The organism is Burkholderia sp. NFPP32 (assembly GCF_900119325.1).
Taxonomy (GTDB): Bacteria; Pseudomonadota; Gammaproteobacteria; order Burkholderiales; family Burkholderiaceae; genus Burkholderia; species Burkholderia pyrrocinia_C.
Genome location: NZ_FPJP01000009.1, coordinates 66,125 through 87,185, shown reverse-complemented (window position 1 = coordinate 87,185; position 21,061 = coordinate 66,125). Strand labels below are relative to the sequence as shown.

Here is a 21,061-nt window from a genome sequence, read left to right as displayed (position 1 = left end):
GGCTCCTTAGAATGCGCTGAGTTCGACGGTGGGCTGGCGGGCTTCGGTGTGCAGCGCGCGTTGTCCCAAGGTCAGGTTCCGGATGCGAACGCCGGGATTGGCAAGCACTTCCCCGATGACGGACGTCAGTTCGTTGGCGAGGCCTTGCACCAGGGCCTCGCTGAACCGCCCGGCGTGATAGACGACGCTGATCGCGAGGCCCTCGGCGCGCGGCTCGGCCAGGAACCAGAAGTCCGTCGCGGCTTCCGCGTCCGCGCCCTGCGGGTCGTGGTCCGGCAGCTCGGCGATGTGCACTTGTCCCGCGTAGCGATCGACGGCGCCTTGTCGCTGGTTCTGCAGCGTCAGGCCGATGTCGAAGAGCGGATTGCGCCCCGCAACGCGCTTGATGTGCAGCTCGTCGAGCAAGCGATCCAGCGGATACAGCGGGTGCGAAAACGCTTCGAGGGTGGTGTCCCGCACCCGGGTCAGCAGCGTGTCGAAACGATCGTCGCCGGCGACGCGATCGCGCAGCGCCAGCACGTTCAGGTAGGGGCCGACCTGCGACTCGAGTTCGGGCAGCTCGCGGCCCGCGACCGGCGTGCCGACGACGATGTCCTCCTGGCCGGAACGGCGGTAGAACAGCGCCTTGATGGCGGACAGCAGCGCGATGAACAAGGTCGCACCGTGGCGCTTGCCGAGCGATTCCAGCGCCGTCGTCTCGGCGGCGGGCAGTTCGAATTGCCAGGATTTCCAGCTCGGCGCGGCCGGCTGCTCGAGGTCGCCCGGCAGTTCCAGCGCGCGCAGGCCGCCGCCCAGCTTGGTCAGCCAGTATTCCTTCATGCGTTCGCCGTCCGGCCCGGCGAGCAGGCGGTTCAGCCAGCCGGCGTAATCCTTGTACTGGATCGGGAGTGCGGGCAGCGGATTGTCGCGACGCTGGACAAACGCGTCATAGATCTTCGACAGGTCGTCGAGCAGCACCTCCGTGGACCAGCCGTCGCTCACGATGTGATGCATCGTGCAGATGCAGACGTGACGGACTTCGGAGAGCCTGAGCAGCTTGACGCGGAAGAGCGGACCGGTGGCGAGATCCATCGGCGCGAGCCGTTCGCTCGCTTGGATCGACATGGCCTGCGCATCGCGGTCCTCGGCATCCTGCAGATCCACGACCTCGACCGCGAAGGCGGCCTCGCCGGGCGGCAGCACTTGCTGGACCGGCTGATTGCCTGCCAGCACGAAGCGCGTGCGCAAGATCTCGTGACGTTCGCTCAACGCGCGGAACGCCCGCACGAGCGCGTCCACGTCCAGCACGCCCTCGAACAGCAGGGACGTGGGCAGCGGCCCGCCGGCTTGCGCCGCGGTGAGGCGATCCTGGACCCACAGCCGCGTCTGGGCGGGAGAGAGTTCGTAGTGCGCCTGTGCCGGCAGCGGCGTCACCGGCGCGTAATCGATCGGCTGCGTATCGGCGATGCGCTTCGCGAGGCTCGAAATGGTGGGGTGCGCGAACAGGCTGCGGATTTCCAGCTTCGCATGCAGATCGCGACGGATGCGCGCGACGACCTTCGTCGCGGAGAGCGAATTGCCGCCCAGCTCGAAGAAATTGGCGGTCGTGCTGATCCGCGCCTTGCCGAGCACTTCCTGCCAGATCGCCGTCAACTGCGCTTCGAGCGCGTTGTCGGGCGCAACGTGGTCCAGGCCGTCGCCGGGTTCGGGCAGCCTGGCGCGATCGAGCTTGCCGTTGGGCAGATGCTCGAACGCGGGCACGACGACGAATGCGGACGGCACCATGTAATCCGGCAGCCGCTGCCGCAGGTGGCCGCGCACCGCTTCGATCAGTTCGGCTTCGGGGTGCGACGAGCACAGCCATGCGACGAGTCGCGCGCCGTCGTCCACGCCGCGCAGCGCCACGACGGCGGCGTCGACCAGCGGGTGCGAAGTCAGCGCGGCCTCGATTTCACCGGGTTCGATGCGCAGGCCGCGCAGCTTGATCTGATGGTCGATGCGGCCGAGGAACTCGATGTTGCCGTCGGGCCGGTAGCGCGCGAGATCGCCGGTGCGATAGAGGCGTGCATGCGGGTCGGCGGAGAACGGATCGGCGATGAACTTCTCGGCGCTCAGTTCGGGTTCGCCGTGGTAGCCGCGTCCGACCGGCGTGCCGCCGATCAGCAGCTCGCCCGCCACGCCGACCGGCACGGGCTGCAACTGCGCGTCCACGATATAGAGGCGGGTGTTGGCGATGGGCCGGCCGATCGGCACGATGCGGTGCGGGTCGTCGCGCCGGCATTCCCAAGCGGTCACGTCGACGGCAGCCTCGGTGGGGCCGTAGAGGTTGAACAGCTTGGTGTCCAGGCGCGCGAGGCAACGCTGCTGCAGGTCGAACGGCAGGGCCTCGCCGCTGCACACGACGCGGCGCAGCGACGCGCAGTGCGCGTCGAGGTCCGGATGATCGAGAAAGGCGCGCAGCATGGACGGCACGAAATGGATCGTGGTGATCCGTTCGCGCTCGATGAGTTCGACCAGGTAGTCGGTCTCGCGCTGGCCGCCGGGGCGGGCGAACACGAGGCGCGCCCCGGCGATGAGCGGCCAGAAGAATTCCCAGACCGAGACGTCGAAGCTGAACGGGGTTTTCTGCAGCACGGCATCGTCGGCGTCGAGCGCGTAGGCGTGCTGCATCCAGAGGATGCGGTTGGTGATCGCGCGATGGGTGTTGAGCGCGCCCTTGGGCCGGCCGGTCGAACCGGAGGTGTAGATCATGTAGGCGAGGTTCTCGCCGCTCAGCGCAGGCGCGGGGTTGGACGCGGGCGCGGCGTCGAGCTCGAGCGCGTCGCGATCGACGACGATCACGCGGGCGTCGGTGTTGTCTAGCGGCGCCACGCCGACGAGAGCATCGGGAACGACACCGAGTTCGATGAGGCGATGGGCAAGGCGGTTGGCGCGCAGGTTGAGTTCGGCGTAGGTGAGCGAGGCGTCGTCGCAGACGGCGGCGACGGCGTCGGGCGTGCGCTCGACCTGCTGTTCGAACAGCCGATGCAGCGGTTGTTCGGCGTCATCGCCGAAATCCGTCTCGGTCCGGTTCCATTCGACGGTCAGCAGGTTCCGCTCCGCATCGCTCAGCAACGGCAGCCGGGCAACGGCAGCCGACGCATCGTCCGTGAGACGCATCAGCAAGGTCCGGTAGATGGCGAGGAAACGTTGCACCGTGCTTTCGTCGAACAGATCGGTGTTGTAGTCGCAATCGATCAGGAGTTCCTGCCCCGCGTCGAGCACGTTGACGTTCAGATCGAACGCGGTATAGCGGATCAGCGGGGCCACGAGGCCGACCGTCAGGCCGGGCAGCTCGGGCAGCGCCGACACGGGTTCGAGGTTGAAGACCGCCGATACCAGCGGCGCGGCGTTGAGATCGCGCTGCGCGCCGATTTCGCGGACCAGCTCGGCGAACGGATAATCCTGGTGCTCGAGCGCGTCGAGCAGGTTCTGCCGGGTGCCGGCCAGGAAGCTGGCCACGGTGGCCTGCTCGGGCAGCGTGGAGCGCAGCGGCAGCAGATGCGTGCAGTAGCCGGCGAGGCGATCGCTGCCGGCCACGGAACGGCCGGTCACCGGGATGCCGGTGACGATCTCCTGCTGGCCGGCGATGCGGTGCAGGAACAGATTGAAGCCCGCGAGCAGCATCATGTAGAGCGTGCAGCCGTTCTGACGGGCGGCGGCGCGCAGCGACCCGGCCTCCGCCGCGTCCAGATGCAGGGACACGCGCTCGCCGTGAAACGTCTTCACCGCGGGCCGGGGGTAGTCCAACGGAAGATTCAGCGGTTCGGCCCGGCGCGCGCATTGCTCGAGCCAGTACGCGCGATTCGCTTTCGTTTCCGGGCTGTGGCGCTGGCCGTCGAGCTGCTTCAGGTACTCGCGGAACTGCAGCGGCGCCGCGGCCGGTGCCGCACCGGCATAAGCGCGGGCCAGATCCTCGAGCAGGATGCCGAACGTCGAGCCGTCGCAGATGATGTGATGGGCCGTCATCACCAGCAGGTGACGCTCGCTGTCCAGGCGTACGAGCGCGGCGCGAAACAGCGGACCGCTCACCAGGTCGAACGGCTGGCGGCTTTCGTGGTCCCGCCACGCGTCCTGGTCCGTGTCGATCAGCGGAATCTGGAGTGTCAGCGACGGATGCACGATCTGGCCCGACCCGTCCGGCGTCAACGTGGTGCGCAGCGCCTCGTGCCGATCGACGAGCCCCTGGACGGCCGCGCGCATGGCGGCCTCGTCAAGCCGGCCATTCAGCTCGAGGGTGGTGTTGACGTTGTAGGCCAGCGATCCTTCGGGATCGACTTCCGACAGGATCCACAGCTGGCGTTGCGCTTCGCTCAGCGCGGCCACCGTGCCGTGCTTCGAGTGCGGCCGGATGAAACCGCCCCGGCGCAGGTCGGCGACGCTGTCCTTCACCGCCCGGATGAACCGGTCGATATCGGCATCCGTATGCGCGGTGGAGAGGAAGCAGGTGCGCCATTCCCAGATGTAGATGCCCTTTTCGAGCATGTGATAGAAGAACAGGTCGAGGTTCTCGGTGAATTCGAAGCGGAACATCGAGCCGAACCACGTGACCTTGATCGGCGCCTCGGCCTCCGCGAAGAACGCATTCAACGTCCCGGCGATTTGCGCGGTCCGTTCGTTGAGCGCGGCCTGCAGCGCCGGACCTTCCTGTTCGATCTTCTCCAGCACGGCCAGCGCGGCCGCCATCGCGAGCGGATACTGGCAGAACGTGCCGCCGAACGCGGTGCGGTCCGCGGCGGGGAACGAGTGGTCGCCGTAGGCCCACATGCCGCCGTCGATGGCGTCCATGAAGCGGCTGGTGCCGGCGATGACGCCCAGCGGCAAGCCGCCGCCGATGATCTTGCCGTACGTCGCGAGATCGGCCCGGATGCCGAACATGGCCTGGGAGCCGCCCGGGTGAACGCGGAAGCCGGTGATCATTTCGTCGAAGATCAGCGCGACGCCGGCCTCCTCGGTGATGCGGCGCAATTCCTTGAGGAACGCGACGGGCTGCAGGGACGGGTTGCGGCTCTGCACCGGCTCCACCATCACGGCGGCGAGGGTCGACGCCATGCCGCGAATGGCCTCGAGCGCGGCGTCGCTGCCGTAGTCGAGCAGGATCATGTTTTCGACCGAACCGAACGGCACGCCGGGGGCGATGGTTTCCGTCACGCCTTCCGCGTTCGCCGCGGCGAGCGTGCCGTCGGCATGGCCGTGATACGAATGCGTGAACATCACGATCTTGTCGCGCCCGGTCACGGCGCGCGCGAGCCGCATGGCGGTCATGACGGCCTCGGTGCCGGTGTTCGAGAACGCCACGCGATCGAGGCCGGTGACGCGGGCAAAGCGCGCGGCCACTTCGCCGACGAGGCTGGAGCGCGCGCCCAGTTCGAGCGGGCGCTGCCATTCGCGGGTGACCTGCTGCTGGATGAAGTCCGGCGTGTGGCCGAACAGATGCACGCCGAAGCCCATCGTGAAATCGATGTACTCGTTGCCGTCGATATCCCACAGCCGCGAACCGGCCGCGCGATCGCCGACGATCGGATACAGCATCTCCTTGGTCGAAAAGCGGAAGCCGACCGTGGCACGGCTGTCGGCCAGCACCGGGCGCGACGCCTGCACCGAGTCCTTCGATTTCCGGGTGCGCGTCGTGTAGCGCACGATCAGCGCTTCGAGATGCTCCTGCTGCACGGCGGACAAGCCGCGCGCCCGCTGTTCGACCGGGCTGCCCCACGGCATCATCGGCTTGGGCGGCCGATCGTCCGCTGCGGCCGCAGTTGCAGGCGCGGGCTTCGTTGCGGGCGCGGCGGCCGGGACTGCGATCGCGGCCGCGGGTGCGACGCTCGCCGTGCTCGCGAAGGCTTGTGCGGCGAGCGTCGTCGGCCGGACGCCGGCCTGGCCGGTCAGCGACGTGTGCAGCAGTTCCATCTGCTGGCTCATCACGCGGGACAGCAGCTGATTCTGCTCCCGCAACACGCGCTCGACCGTGGAGCCGCCTTCGGCCGCCACCCATTCCGCCGGGGCGGCGGCGAGCGGCGCAAGCACCTCCGCAGACTGCGCGACCGCGACCGCGACCGCCGCCGTGGACGGCCCTGCGACGGACTCGGCCCCGGACGGCGCGGCGGCCGCCGGCAGATTGTCCGCGACATACTCGGCGAGCGCCTGCACCGTCGCCAGGTCTTCGAAGAAGCGGCGCATGGCCAGCTTCACGCCGTACTGTTTCTCGATGTGCCGGATGGCCTCGATCAGCACGATCGAGTCGGCGCCCATCTCCAGGAACGGCAGGTCGATGTTGATGGTGGCGGGATCGGCCTGGATCAATTCGCCGATCTTGCCGCGAAGCCATTCGAGAACCTCGCCGCTACGGTTGTGCGCCGGCGTGGCGGCGATGGGTGATGCGATTGTCTGAGTCATGGACGTGTCCGCTTTCTGGAACCAGGTACGGCTGCGTTGGAAGGGATAGGACGGCAATGCGACGCGCGTGGGCGCGGGTGTTTCGGTCGGGGCCCAATCGACATCGACGCCGCGGGCATACAGGCTCGACAGCGTTTCGACCAGCGCTTGCTGCTCGACTTGCGGCCGCTGCAGGCCAAGGAACTGGATCCCGGCGTCCGGCGCACAGCACGCGCGGGCCAGGTTGACGAGCACCGGCTTGGGGCCGATTTCGACCAGCACGTTGAAACCGGCTTCGGCGAGGCGCTCGACGCTGCTCGCGAACTGCACCGGCTCCCGGCAGTGACGGCGCCAGTACGCGTCGGTGGGCGCCTCGTCCATCACGGCGCCCGTGAGATTCGAATAGAACGGGATCGCCGGGCGCGCGACGTGCACGGCTTTCGCGGCGGCCTGGAAGCGGTCCAGCATCGGCTCGACCAGCGGCGAGTGGAACGCGTGCGACGTATTGAGCAGCACGGACCGGATGTCCTGCGCGGCGAATGCGTCGACCAGCATCGCGATGCGCTCGCGCTTGCCGGAGATCACGATGCTCGCCGGACCGTTGACGGCCGCCACCGCGACATCGTGCGGATAGGCCTCGATCGCGCGCTCGACCGTCGCGAGGTCGGTGAAAATGGCCGCCATCTCGCCGTCGCGGGGCAGCGCCTGCATCAGCCGGCCGCGTTCGGCGATCAGCCGCAGGCCGTCTTCCGGCGAGAAGACGCCGGCCGCGCAAGCCGCCGCGTACTCGCCGACGCTGTGGCCCATCACGGCGTCGGGCACCACGCCGAACGACGCCAGCAACGTGGTGAGCGCGAACTGCAGCGAGAACAGGGCCGGCTGGCTGTAGCCGGTCTGGTGAATCTCCTCGCCCTGGGCGGACAGCACCTCGAGCAACGGCTTGTCGAGCAACGGATCGGCCACCGCGCGGCAGCGGTCGATGGCGTCGCGGAACACCGGATACGCGTCGTACAGACGGCGGCCCATGCCGGCGTATTGCGAGCCCTGGCCGGTGAACAGGAATGCCATCTTCACGCGGGGGGCGGGCCGCGCCACGCCGGCGGGTTCCTTCGCCTGGAACGCGCGCAGCTTGTCGATGGCGTCCTCGAGCGACGTCACCGGCAGCGCCAGCCGATGCGCGAAATGCGAGCGGCCGGTCGCCGCCGAAAACGCCACGGCTGCGATATCGAGACCGGGTTCGGCTTCGAGCCGCCGCTGATAGCGCCCGGCAAGCTCTCGCAATGCCGCTGGCGTCTTGGCCGACAGCACCAGCGGATGCACCTTGTGTTTCGACGGCGTCGCCGGCCGCGCCGGCGCGGGCGCTTCTTCCAGCACCAGGTGGGCATTGGTGCCGCTCGCGCCGAACGCGCTGACGCCGGCTCGCCGTGGCCGCTCGCCGCGCGGCCACGCGCTCGCCTCGGCGCAGATCTCGAGCGGCAGCGCGTCCCACTGCACCAGCGGGCTCGGGTGGCGGAAATGCAGGTGGGCGGGAAGGCGGTCGTGGTTCAGCGACAGCACGACCTTGATGACCCCCGCGATGCCGGCGGCGGATTCCGTGTGGCCGATGTTGGTTTTCACCGAGCCGACGCGCAGCCGCCGGCCCCCGTCGCGGCCTTCGCCGAACACCGTCGCCAGCGCCTGCACCTCGACGGGATCGCCCAGCGGGGTGCCGGTGCCGTGCGCTTCCACGTAATCGACGGACGCGGCGGGAAGCCCGCCCAGCGCCTGGCGGATCACGGCTTCCTGCGCGCGTCCGTTCGGCGCGGTAAAGCCGCTCGACGCGCCGTCGTGGTTGACGGCCGAGCCGCGCAGCACGGCCAGCACGCGATCGCCCGCGGCAAGCGCATCGGACAGGCGCTTGAGCACCAGCGCGCCGCAGCCTTCGCTGCGCACGAAGCCGTCCGCCGCCGCGTCGAAGGTCTTGCAGCGGCCGTCCGGCGCCAGCGCCCGCGTGCGCGAGACGGCGATGGAGTTGTCCGGCGACAGGATCAGGTTGACGCCGCCCGCGATCGCGAGATCGCACTCGCCGGTGCGCAGATTCTGGCTGGCGGTGTGGATCGCGGTGAGCGACGACGAGCAGGCGGTGTCGATCGCCATGCTCGGCCCCTGCACGCCCAGCCCATAGGAGATGCGGCCGGCCGCCGTGTTGAGCGGATTGCCGGTGAAGAAATAGCCGTCGATGCCGCTGCCGCCGCCGTTGCGAAGCTGCAGGTTCGCGTAATCGTTGGTGGTGATGCCGACGAAGACGCCGGTCCGGCTGCCCTTGAGACTGTCGACGGGAATGCCGGCATGCTCCAGCGCTTCGTGACTGACTTCGAGCAACAGGCGCTGCTGCGGGTCCATCGCGGCCGCTTCGCGCGGCGTGATACGGAAAAAGGCCGGATCGAACTGATCGACGTCGTCGAGAAAACCGCCGAAGCGGCAAACCATGCGCCCCGGCGCTTCCGGATCCGGATCGTAGTACGCGTCGACATCCCAGCGTTCGCGCGGCACTTCGGAGATCGCATCCACCCCGTCGTTCAGCAGCCGCCAGTAGGCGTCGAGATCGTGCGCGGCGCCCGGAAACCGGCAACTCATGCCGACGATGGCGATCGGTTCCGGCGTGCCGGCCTCGCGGGCCTCGATGGCCGGCGCGACCGGCCGCGGCCGCGGCTGCGCCGGCACGGCCTGCGTCGGCGCCGCGTGCGCGTCCGCGTCCGGCGCGGCGCCGGACGACTGTTCCGCCAGGAAATCCGCGAGGGCGTTGACCGTCGGATGATCGAACAACAGCGCGACCGACAACGGGATGCCCAGCGCTTTTTCGAGGTGCGTGCGCACGTCCAGCGCCATCAGCGAATCCATGCCCATCTCGAAGAAGCCGAGGTCGCGATCCAGCGTCCCCGCTCCGTAGCCGAGCACCTGGGCAACCGCGCGATCGATGCTGTCCGCCAGCAGGCGCTTTCGCTCGCGCGGCGATGCGCCGCTCAACGCCGGCATCGCCGGCGCGCTCGGCGGGCTTCCGCCCACCCGCACGCGGTCGAGGAACGGCTTGGGTCCGCGCGCCTCGTAGGAGCCCTGGAACAGCGCCAGGTCGATATCGACGACCGCCACCTGTGGCACGGCGGGGAGGTGATCCAGCACGTCGAGCGCGCGATCCGCCGCCAGCGAACGGATGCCGACACGCCGCAGCAGCGCTTCCGCCTCGGGGAACGTCATGCCGCCTTGCGCCCAGGGCCCCCAGTTCACGCTCAGGGCCGGCAGGCCCCGGCTGCGGCGATGATGCGCGAGCGCGTCGAGGAATCGATTCGCGGCACTGTAGTGCGCCTGCTCACGCGAACCCCACGCGGACGCGATCGACGAGAACAGGATGAAGAAATCGAGCGGGAAGTGCTCGCTTTGCTGATGGAGCAGCCACGCGCCGGCGACCTTGGGTTGCAGGACCGCGTCGAGCTCCTCGCGCTCGACCTGCATGATCGGCTTGTAGCCGACGATGCCGGCCGCATGCACGATGCCCCGCAGCGGCACGCCGTCGCGCCGGAGCGCGGCGAAAAAATCGGCGACCGCCACCGGGTCGGCGATATCGAGGCGCTCGCAGCGCAGCGACACGTTCCGCTCACGCAGCTCGGCGATCGCCCGCTGGCTCTCATCGCTCGCGGCGCCTTGCCGGCCGACCAGGATCAGCGTGCCCGCACCGCGCGCCGCCAGCCACCGGGCGGTGTGCAGCCCGAGCGCGCCGAACCCGCCGGTGATCAGGTAGGCCGCGTCCGGTTCGACCCGCAGCGCGGCCGTTTCGGCTTGCGCGAGCGGGCTCAGGCGCGCGACATGGCGCGCGCCGTGCCGCAACGCCACCTGTTCTTCGCGGCTCTCGCCGAGCATCTCCTGAAGCAGCGCCTGCGTCTCGTCCTCCGGCGCGGCCGGATCGAGATCGATCAAGGTTCCGAACCATTCCGGATGCTCGATCATCGCCCCGCGTGCCAGGCCCGACAGCGCAGCCTGTGCGAACCCCGATACGTGCGGCGCTTCGCCGGCTTCCACCGCGTCGCGCGTGACTACCCAGATCCTGGGCCGGGTCGAAGGCGTCCACTCGCGCTCGCTGCCGACCAGCGCGTGCACGAGATGCAGCAGGGCAGTGGACATGCGCGTCTCGCCGACGGCTTCGTCCAGCGCCCATAGAAAGACGATGCGCTGCCCGGGGGCGGCCGTCTCGTTCAGCAAGCGGACGAAATCGTCCGGCCGCTCGGGGGCGATCTGCCGGCCCGCTTCCGCGCCGGCGCCATGGTCAGGGCCGGGGCGCACCAGCGAGCAGGATGCGCCGCGCTCCCGCAGCAGCGCCGCGAGCCGCTCGCCGACACCGCTCTCGTCCGCGAAGATCAGCCACGGCGACGCGTCGGCGGCGAACCGGGCCGCCGGCAACGCGGCTTGCGGCTCCCACACCACGTGATAGAGCGGGGGTGCGGTCGGGGCGGCGGTTTCGGCGGGGGTGAACGCAGTCCTGAGCAGGTCCGGAAAGGCGTTCAGTACGTCCTCCGAGTACTTGCCCGACGACTTGAGGTGCCGCAACGCTTCGTCGATGCTGCCGGCATCCATGCCGACGATCGGCGACTGGATCTTCTCCAGGCTGAAGCGCTGCCGCTCGAACGGGTAGTTCGGCAGGGTCGTGGCGGGCTGGGCGGGCGCCGGGAACAGCGCGCTCCAGTCGAACTGCCAGCCCTGCACGTACCGCACCGCGAGTGCGCGCTCCAGTGCATCGCCGGCGCATGGCGGCGGCAGCCAGCCGTCGGCGAGCCCCTCCGGCGTGTGCGGCGCGTCGGCTTGCTCCGACGCCCCGGCAAGCTGCAGCCAGTACTGCGGATGCGTCACCTCGTCGGTCACTTCGGCACCGAGGCAGCCGGAGATCAGGCGGACCGACGGCCGTGCGAGCGGCGTGTCCTGAAGTGCGGCGCGCAACGCTTCGGCATCCGACCGGGCGGCCACGAGGCGCTGCGCGTCGGCAACGCTCACGACGCCCGCCACGCAGGCCGCCACATATTCGCCGATGCCGTGGCCCGATACGACGGACGGGTGGATGCCCCATCCCTTCCACAGTTCCGCCCACGCGAACTGGATCGCGAAACGGCCCGCGTCGGTATCGAGTGCTTCCAGCGGCACCGAGCAACGCGCGAACGCGTCGCGGAACAGCGGTTCCGACGCGTGGAGCTCGCGCGCGACGCCGGTGTCCGGCGCGCCGAACCGGAAGCCCATGCGCAACGCCTTGCCCGTGCGCGCCGCGGCCGCCGACGCTTCCCTCACGCCCGACACATAGGCCGCGCGAAACGGATAGTGACTCCGTCCGGTGGCGGCGGCGCGGCAGATGGCGGCCAGCTCCCGCGGCGTCGCGCCGGCGATCGCGCGCTCGTAGCGTTGCGCGAGCGCTGCCAGCGCCGCTTCCGATTTGGCCGACAGCAACAGCAGCCCGCGCTGCGCGGCGTGCGCCGGCGCGACGGGCGGTTCCTCGACGATCGCGTGGGCATTGGTGCCGCTGAACCCGAACGCGCTCACCCCGGCGATTCGCCTGCGTTCCCCGCGCCGCCATGCGACCGGATCGGCCGCGACACGGATTGGAATGTCCTGCCACGGCGTATGCGGATTGGGCTGCGTGAAATGCAGGTGCGCCGGAATCCGGTCGTGCTCGAACGACAGCAGGACCTTGATCAGGCCGGCGATGCCGGAGGCCGATTCCAGATGCCCGATATTGGTCTTGACCGAACCGATCACGAGCGGCTCGGTCGCCGCGCGCCCGGGGCCGTAGACGCCGGCCAGCGCTTCGACCTCGATCGGGTCGCCGAGGGACGTCCCGGTACCGTGGGCCTCGACATAGGAGACGTCGCCGGGCGCGAGGCCGGCCTGGTTCAGTGCGCGGCGGATCACCCGTTCCTGCGAATCGCGGCTCGGAACGGTCAGCCCGCCGCCCGCGCCGCCCTGGTCGACCGCCGTGCCGCGCACGATGCCGAGCACCCGGTCGCCGTCGGCGAGCGCGTCGGCGAGGCGCTTGAGCACCACCATGCCGCACCCTTCGCCGCGCACATAGCCGTCCGCCGCCGCGTCGAAGGTCTTGCAGCGTCCGTCCGGCGACAGCATGCGCGCTTGCGAGAAGCTGACCATCACCTCGGGCGACAGCATCAGGTTGACGCCGCCCGCGAGCGCCATGTTGCTTTCGCGCGAGCGCAGGCTTTCGCAGGCCAGGTGCAGGCAGACCAGCGACGACGAGCAGGCGGTATCGATCGCCATGCTCGGGCCGGTGAGGCCCAGCACGAACGACAGCCGGCCCGCGGCCATGTTCAGCGCGCTGCCCGTGCCGGCGTAGCTGCTCGACGGCATCGACGCATTGGACACCTGGATCGCATGATCGAAGCAGGTAATGCCGACGTACACGCCCGTGGCGGACTGCCGGAAGCGCTCGGGCGCGAGATGGGCGTTCTCGAGCGCCTCCCAGGCCACTTCGAGCAGGAGCCGTTGCTGCGGATCGAGGTAGGTCGCTTCGCGCGGCGCGATCCCGAAGAACGCCGCGTCGAATTGATCCACGCGTTCGAGAAAGGCGCCGTGGCGGGTCGCCATCTTGCCGGGCGTGGACGGATCGGGGTCGTAATAGCGATCGATGTCCCAGCGTTCGCCCGGCACTTCGGTGACGGCATCGCGCGCGTCATCGAGCAACTGCCAGAACGCGTCCGGCGTATCGCTGCGGCCGGGGAAGCGGCAAGCCATGCCGATGACGGCGATCGGTTCGTTGCGGTCCGAACGCAGCGCCGCGATTTCCGCGCGCCGCAGGCGCAGTTCGTCGAGCGCGGCTTTCAGTGCATGCGTGGCCTTGGCGTTCATTGGGCGCCTATCTCCTGGGCGATCAGTTCGGAAAGGTCGTCCTCGTCGAGGTCGTCGGATGCTTTATCGACGACAGGCGCGGGGAGCGACGGCGACAGTTCGTCGAGAACGAACCGGGCGAGCGTTTGCAGGTTCGGATAGGAAAAGAACAGCGTCGCGCGAAACGGCCTTCCGAACACCTTGTTGAGGCGGTCGGTCAGTTCGAGCGCGATCAGCGAATCCAGGCCGAGATCGAGCAGCGATTGCTCGGGCGCAATGGCGTCGGGGCCGGAGAGCCGCAGCGTCTCGGCCAGCATCTTCGCGAGCGTGTCGGTGATGAGCTCGATCCGCTCGCGCGGCGCGCACGCATGCAGCTGGCGCAGCAATGCCGTCTCTTGCTGCGCAGGCTGCGCGGCCGGTTGCGACAGTTCGGAAAACAGCGCCGACCCGGCGGCCGGCGCATCGACCCGGAACAGGGTCGGCCAGTCGATGCGCGCCACCCCGGACTGGGCGATGCCCGACGCCATCAGCCGTTCCAGCGTCGCGATGGCCAGTTCGGGCGGCAGCGTGCCGACGCCGAGCGCAGCCAGTTGTTCGTGCGCGCGCCGTCCGTAGTCGGTGGCGGCATGACCGATGTCCGCCCACGGCCCCCAATTGACGCTGAGCCCCGGTTTCCCCTGCGCGTGCCGATGCTGCGCGAGGGCGTCGAGGAAGCTGTTCGCCGCCGCGTAGTTGCCCTGGCCCGGCATGGTGATCAGCGCGGCCATCGACGAGAACAGGACGAAATGGTCGAGCGGCAAGTCGGCCGTCAGCTCGTGCAGATACCAGGCGCCGTCGGCCTTGCCGCTACCGGCGCGATGGAAGAAGTCGTCGTCCTGGCGCGTCAGCAGCGCATCGTCGAGCGCGCCGGCGAGGTGAAAGACCCCCTTGAGCGGCGGCATCGAATGCGCGATTTCGCCGAGCGCTTGCGCGACGTCCTCGCGACGCGACAGGTCGGCGCGAACGAACTGTGCGTCGAGCGTCCGCAGGATTTTCTCGGCTGCCGGGGAGGGCGCGCCGCGCCCGAGCAGTACGACTTTGCCGGCGCCGTTGGCGGCGAGCCAGGACGCGAGCCGCAGGCCGAGCCCGCCGAGCCCGCCGGTCACCAGATAGGTCGCGTCGTGGTGGAACCGGATCGGCCGGTGGCTGACGAATTCGCGATCGTCGCGGGCGATACGCGCGACGTAGCGCTGTCCGCGGCGAAACGCGATCATGTCTTCACGGCCGCCGGCCTGTACCGCTTGCACGATGTGCGCCGCTGACGGCTGTGCGGGATCGAGGTCGACCAGTCCGCCCCACATCGCCGCATGCTCCACGGCGATCGCGCGGCCCAATCCCCACAGGGGGGCCTGCGCGACGGCGGTCGATTCGCCGTCCAGTACATTCATCGCACCCGACGTCACCAGCCACAGACGCGCCTGCCGGGCTGCCGGTGCGCGTGACGCGAGCGCCCTGACCAGTTGCAGCACGCTCGCGCTGGCACGCCGTCGCGACGCGATGTCGGCGGGCGCGAGATCGAGACTCCACAGGTGAATGATGCCCTTCAGCGGCCGGTCGAGCGCGGACAGTTCCGGCGTCGCGTCGGCGAAGCGCAGCGTGCACGTATCGCCCGCGCTTTCCAGCAGAGCCGACAGTTGCGCGCCGACGCCGCCACGGTCCGCGAGAATCAGCCACTCGCCCTGCGCCGAACCGCCGGTTGCCGCGTCGACGCTCGACGGTCTCCAGACGCGCCGATAAAGCAGCGCGGACAAGTCGTGCCGCTCGACGGTTCGCCCGGAACGCACATGCTGCAACCGCAGCGCATCGATCTCGATCAGCGGTCGCCCGGCGAGGTCATGGACGCGGATATCGCCCTCCAGCGCGCCTTGCCCGCTCGGCTTGCGCAGCGTGGCGTGACTCCACGCATCCGCTGACGACGGCGGCTGATGAACCCGTACCGCGCCGATCGAACTGGGCAGGTACAGGTCGCCTGCCTCCAGCGCGTCCGGATCGATAGCGGCGGCGAGCACGCGGCTGCACGCGTCGAGAAAAGCGGGGTGCACCTGGTATTGCGACGATGCCAGCGCGTCCGCCGGCAGGCTGATTTTCCCCAGCGCCTCACCGGCCGTGCGCCAGATCTGCTGGATTGCGTTGAACACGCCGTCGATCTGCACGCCGTGCTGCCGGATTTCGCCATTGAAGTCGGCGCCCGAAGTCGTTTCGGTGCAGCGGGCCTGCACCTCGGCGGCATCGAATCTCGTCGGCGCGGCGGATCGCATGGGGGCGCACATCTCCCGTAGTCGACGCAACTGCGGAAGATTGCCGAGGATCAGCTCGACCGGCGGACCGAAATCGAGCAGGCAGGCCACTTCGTCCACGCCGATCGACTCGAGATCCCGCACCAGTTCGACGCAGGTTTCCGGCGTGCCGATGAGGCCGCGCGATTGCGCGAAGCGTTCATAGAGAAACTCGACGAACTCGTCCAGTTCGCGCGCGCCCATCGCGCGCACGTCCACCGACTGGCCGCGGCTCTGCGCCAGCCCGTTCAACAGCCCGATATTGCTGCGGATGTAGTTGCAGAACGGCGCGCGCGCCTGCTCGCGCACCCGCGCCGCATCGTCGCCGACGAACGTGTGCAGCATCACGGACACGGTGCCGGCCGCCGGATCGAAGCCATGCTTTGCGCGCGCGTCGCGGTAGAGGGCGATCTTGTGCGCGAGCTGGTCCCGATCCTGGTCGAGCACGTGGGTCAGCAGGTTGGCGCCGACTTCGCCGGCGCGCACGAAGGTCTGCGGATTGCTCGCGGCAGTCACCCAGACGGGCAGTTCCGGCTGCACCGGCGTCGGATAGATGCGCAACTGCACCGGCTTGCCGACGCCGTTCTTCGCATCCAGCGACCCGCCGCGCCACAGATGCTGGACGGCGCGCATCGTGGTCAGCATGTCGTCCTGCCGGGTCGCGTATTTGTCCGGCGCGAACACGAAGTCGTCCGGATTCCATCCGGACGCGAACGACACGCCCACGCGGCCGTTCGACAGGTTGTCCACCATGGACCATTCTTCCGCGATCCGGATCGGGTTGTGCAGCGCTGCGACCACGCTGCCTGCGACCAGCTTCACGCGTCGGGTGGCAGCGGCAAGCGCGGCGTGCAGGACAGCGGGATTCGGGTACAGCGAGCCGAATTCGGTGAAATGGCGCTCCGGCACCCAGACGCTGGAAAACCCGTTCGCATCGGCGAAACGCGCGCTTTCCATCACGAGCTGGTACTTGTTGCCGGACAGCGCCTCTTCACTGCTGGCGAAGAACATCAGGCCGAATTTCATGCGTGGCTCCGATCCGATTCGTGAATTTCGGCACTCGCGCACATCTGCCATGTCGCGGCGGCGCTGGTGTCCTCGATCCGGTGATAGACGGCAAACGAAAACGGTCCCCAGGACTGGCGACTCAGCACGGTCTGCACGGTGCACGATTCATGCGGATGCAGCGGCAACGGCGCATGCAGTGCGAGGTCCTTCAACGTGGTATGGCTGGCGGCGCCGATTTCCGAAGTTGCCGCCAGCGCCATTTCCACGTAGGCGGAATAGGGCAGCACGGGCGATCCCTTGACGCGATGACCGCTGAGAAAGATGGTTGCCGGAGCATCGAGACGCGACTGCCAGATCCACGTGGCCGGCGCATGCGCGTGCGGCTCCATGAGGCGCCCGAGCAACGGATGCCGAGGCGCGCGTGGACTGATCCAGAAGCCGCGACGCTCGAACGGGTAGGTCGGCAGGGCGAGCCGGCGGCGCGGTGCGTCCTGCTCCACGGCATCCCAGTTGATGGACGCGCCGCGTACGTAGAGCTCGGCGAGCGTGTGAAGGATCGTGTCCCATGCGGCCGTGTGCGCGCCGATTTCGATCACGATGCCGGGGTTTCCCGCCGCACCGCCGTCCGGCACCTGCGGCACGCCCGCCAGCGAGGCTGCGGCGCGATGCCCGTCGCCCGTGCTGCTGACGGCGAGCGGCGCAATGCCGAAGGACATCCACAGTTGCGCCAGCGCGCGCTGGAATGCCGTGAACCCGGCCTCGGTGGAGACGTGCCCGGGCGCGTCGGATTGCCGCTGCATCAGCGCGCCGAAGGCGGGGCTGGCTGAACGCAATTGCCGAACCGCGTCGGCGCTGCCGCCGTCGTCGGCGCAAAAGTGGAAGGTCACCGCAGGCGGTGTTTCGGCGGGCTCGCCGGCCGAAACGGCGTCCAGTTGCGAACGCAACGTATCGAGACTCGATGCGACGATGGCCGCTCGCCGCGTGAAATGGGTGCGCCCGGTATTTGCCGTGAACGCGACATCCCGCACGCGCACCTCGGGATGGGCGTCGAGATACGCCGCATACGACGCCGCCAGCGCTTGCAACGCTTCGGGCGTGCGCGCGGAAAGCGTCACGACGCGCGCCGCGGGCGCCGCCGAGTCGGCTTCGATCTCCGCGGGCCCCGGCGCTTCGGACAGGATCATGTGCGCATTGGTGCCGCCGAAGCCGAACGAACTCACGCCGGCCATGCGCGGCCCGTGTTCCGAATGCCAGCGCGTGACCTGCTGCGGAATACGGAAGGGCGTGCCGTCGAGCGCGATTTGAGGATTGATCGACCGGAAATGGAGGTTCGGCGGAATGGCACGATGGTGTAGCGCAAGGGCGGTCTTGATCAGGCTGGCGATGCCCGCCGCCGACTCCAGATGGCCGATGTTGGTCTTGACCGAACCGATCCAGCAGTGATCGTCCGGCCGACGAGATTCGCCCAGGACCGCCGCCAGCGAGTTCAACTCGATCGGGTCTCCGAGCGGCGTTCCCGTACCGTGCGCTTCGACGAAGCCGATGTCCTGCGCGCGTACGCCGGCATCGCGCAGCGCACTGCGAATCACGGCCTGCTGGGCCGGGCCGTTGGGCGCGGTCAGGCCATTGCTGCGTCCATCCTGATTCACCGCGGAGCCGCGGATCACGGCGAACACGGTGTCGCCGTTCTCGAGCGCATCGTCGAGCCGCTTGAGCAGCACCATGCCCACGCCTTCGCCGCGCACATAACCGTTGGCTGCCGCATCGAACGCCTTGCATCGGCCGTCCGGCGAAAGCATGCCCGATTGCGTGAAGGAGGCGCTCAATTGCGGCGCCAGAATCAGGTTGACCCCGCCGGCAAGCGCCGCATCGGACTCGCCGCGCTGCAGCGCGCGGCACGCCTGATGAACCGCGACGAGCGAGGACGAACACGCGGTATCGACCGCCCAGCTCGGGCCGCGCAAATCGAGCGTGTAGGAAATGCGGTTGGCGGCGACGCTGAGCGCATTGCCGGTCGCGACATAAGGGCCGACATCCGCGACTTCTTCCTGCGCCAGACGGATGTAGTCCGAATTGCTGATGCCCACGATGACCGCGGTGCGTCCGCCGGCGAGACTCCGGGGCGCGATCCCCGCATGCTCGAGCGTCTCCCACGCAACCTCGAGAAGCAGACGCTGCTGCGGATCCATCGATTCGGCTTCGCGGGCGCTGATGCCGAAGAACGCCGCATCGAACAGATCGACCTGTTCCAGCAGTCCGGTGGGCGGAAGGCCGCCGGCGCGCTGCTGCGACGCGCCGACCGCGTCCCGGCCCTCCTGCAGAAGCTGCCAGAATGCGTCGGGATGACTGGCGCCGGGGAAACGGCATCCCATGCCGACGATGGCGATATCCGCGCGTGCTTCGGCCGAACCGGGCGCCTGGTCCGGCATGGCATTCCCGGTGCCGCTCAAATGGCGCGCGAGCAGGGCAATACTCGGAAAATCGTAGACGACGGTAGGGGAAACCGGCAGCCCGAGCCAGTCCTGCAACTCGCCCGAGAGCATGATGGCGTCCTTCGAATCGAGCCCATAGATGCTGAACGGCGCGTCGGGGTCGATATTGCCGGAATCGATTCCCGACAGTCGCGAGACACGCTCGACGCACCATTGCACCAGCGCTTGCGTGTCGCGTGCCGCGGCGGTGGAGGGCGCGGCCTCCGGGGAAAACGAACGCCGCCACTCGCCTGCGATCGCGAGCCCCTGTTCATCGAGGAATGCCTGTCTGATTCGGCTCCTCTGGATTTTTCCGCTGGACGTGCGCAGGATCGTGGCGGGCTTCAACAGGATCGCCGCATACAGATCGACGTCATGCTCTTCGGCGAGCTTGCGCCGGATCTCCGCGGCGACGGCTTCCGCGTTCAGGGTGTTGAGCGCTTCCCGGCGCACTTCGCATGCGATAACGACCCGCTCCACGTCATCGACGTTGATCGAGAAAGCCGCCGACGCGTTGGGCGCCAGCGCGGGGTGGCTTCCTTCGGCGGATTGCTCGAGATCCTGCGGGTAGTGATTGCGGCCGGCGACGATGATGAGGTCTTTCAAACGGCCGGTGACGAAGAGGTTATCGCCATCGACGAAGCCGAGATCGCCGGTGCGCAGGTAACGCGCGTCATCGCCATCCAGCTTCGCGCGAAAGGTGTGCTCCGTTTCCTCGACGCGGTTCCAGTAGCCGACGCCGACGCTCGGGCCCGTCAACCAGATTTCGCCGATCCGGTCGGGCGGGCAGCGCTCACCGGTATCCGGATTCACGATCTGCAGGCGGTGCTCCGCCCAGGTCCGACCGCATGAGACCAGCGCGTGGCGCTTGCCGCGGTCGCTTCTCGTCGCCACGCCTCGTGCCAGGCCGTCGGCGTCGTAGTCCGCCACGAGCGGCAGCGAGCGTGCCGGCTGACCGGAGATGAACAAGGTCGCCTCGGCCATGCCGTAGACGGGGCGCATGGTTTGCGCGTGGAAGCCGCACGCGGCGAATGCGCGCGAAAAACGTGCCACCGACTCCGCGCGCACCGGTTCCGCGCCGTTGAATGCGACCCGCCAGCTGCTCAGATCCAGCTGCGCGCGGGCTTCATCGGATATTTTGCGCGCGCACAGGTCATACGCGAAATCCGGCGCGGCGCAATGCGTGCCGCGATACTTCGTGATTGCCTGCAGCCAGCGGATGGGCTTCTGCACGAACGCCGCGGGCGCCATCAGCACCGACAGCACACCGAGATAGATCGGCAGCAGCACCTTCCCGAAAAACCCCATGTCGTGAAACACCGGGAGCCAGCTGACGAATACCGTCGACGCATCGGCATCGCTCGCCTCGGCGATGACCGCCATATTGCTCAGGATGTTCGCGTGGCTGATCATCACGCCTTTTGGCGTACCGGTGGAGCCTGACGTGTATTGCAGAAGCGCCAGCGTCTGCGGCGTGATTTCCGGTGCGCGCCATTGTTCGGCCGGTGCGTCGAAGCTCCGGTCCGTCGCCAGGATCTTCAGTTCCAGCGTGTCGGAATAGCCGTCCGCGCGATGCACCATGCCGTCGAGCGTGGCTGCGTCGGTCAGCGCGACGACCGGCCCGGCGTCGGCGACGATGGCCTTGAGACGATCCGCGGGACGATGCCTGCGCGGAGGATAGGCAGGCACGCCGATCAGGCCGGCATACAGGCATCCCACCCATGCGCAGATGAATTCCAGTCCGGGCGGATAGACCAGCAGGACGCGATCGCCCGGTTGCGCCATGCCTTGCAGCCTGGCGGCGATGCCGCGAGCCCGCTTGTCCAGGTCGCCGAACGTGAGCCGAGTCAGTTCCGATTCGCCGTTCTCGAGAAAAATGAATGCCGTCTTCTCCGGTTCGACCTTGCCGCGAAATATCAATATTTCTGTAACAGTCCTGAATTTTGTATCGGGAAGCATACTCAACCTTCGTTGTCTGCCAAACGTTGAATTCATCAGGACCAGTTGCGGCGATCCCGCCAAGCT

Annotated in this window: 3 protein-coding genes; all 3 read right to left on the bottom strand. The window is 68.6% G+C overall.

Annotated features, from left to right (window positions below):
- Positions 1-6: 6 nt before the first annotated feature.
- The 3 genes from BT264_RS18690 to BT264_RS18680 are packed head-to-tail and all read right to left on the bottom strand — an operon-like array spanning position 7 to position 20,995.
- The gene (locus BT264_RS18690; RefSeq protein WP_072467046.1) at positions 7-13,263 is read right to left on the bottom strand and encodes a hybrid non-ribosomal peptide synthetase/type I polyketide synthase; all 13,257 of its coding nucleotides are present in this window, start codon (positions 13,261-13,263) and stop codon (positions 7-9) included.
- Positions 13,260-16,583, bottom strand: a complete 3,324-nt coding sequence (locus BT264_RS18685) for a type I polyketide synthase (protein ID WP_072439725.1) — start codon at positions 16,581-16,583, stop codon at positions 13,260-13,262. The genes BT264_RS18690 and BT264_RS18685 overlap by 4 nt, the downstream gene beginning before the upstream one ends.
- Positions 16,580-20,995, bottom strand: a complete 4,416-nt coding sequence (locus BT264_RS18680) for a beta-ketoacyl synthase N-terminal-like domain-containing protein (RefSeq protein WP_072439727.1) — start codon at positions 20,993-20,995, stop codon at positions 16,580-16,582. Before BT264_RS18680 ends, BT264_RS18685 begins: the two co-directional genes overlap by 4 nt.
- Positions 20,996-21,061 lie beyond the last annotated feature (66 nt).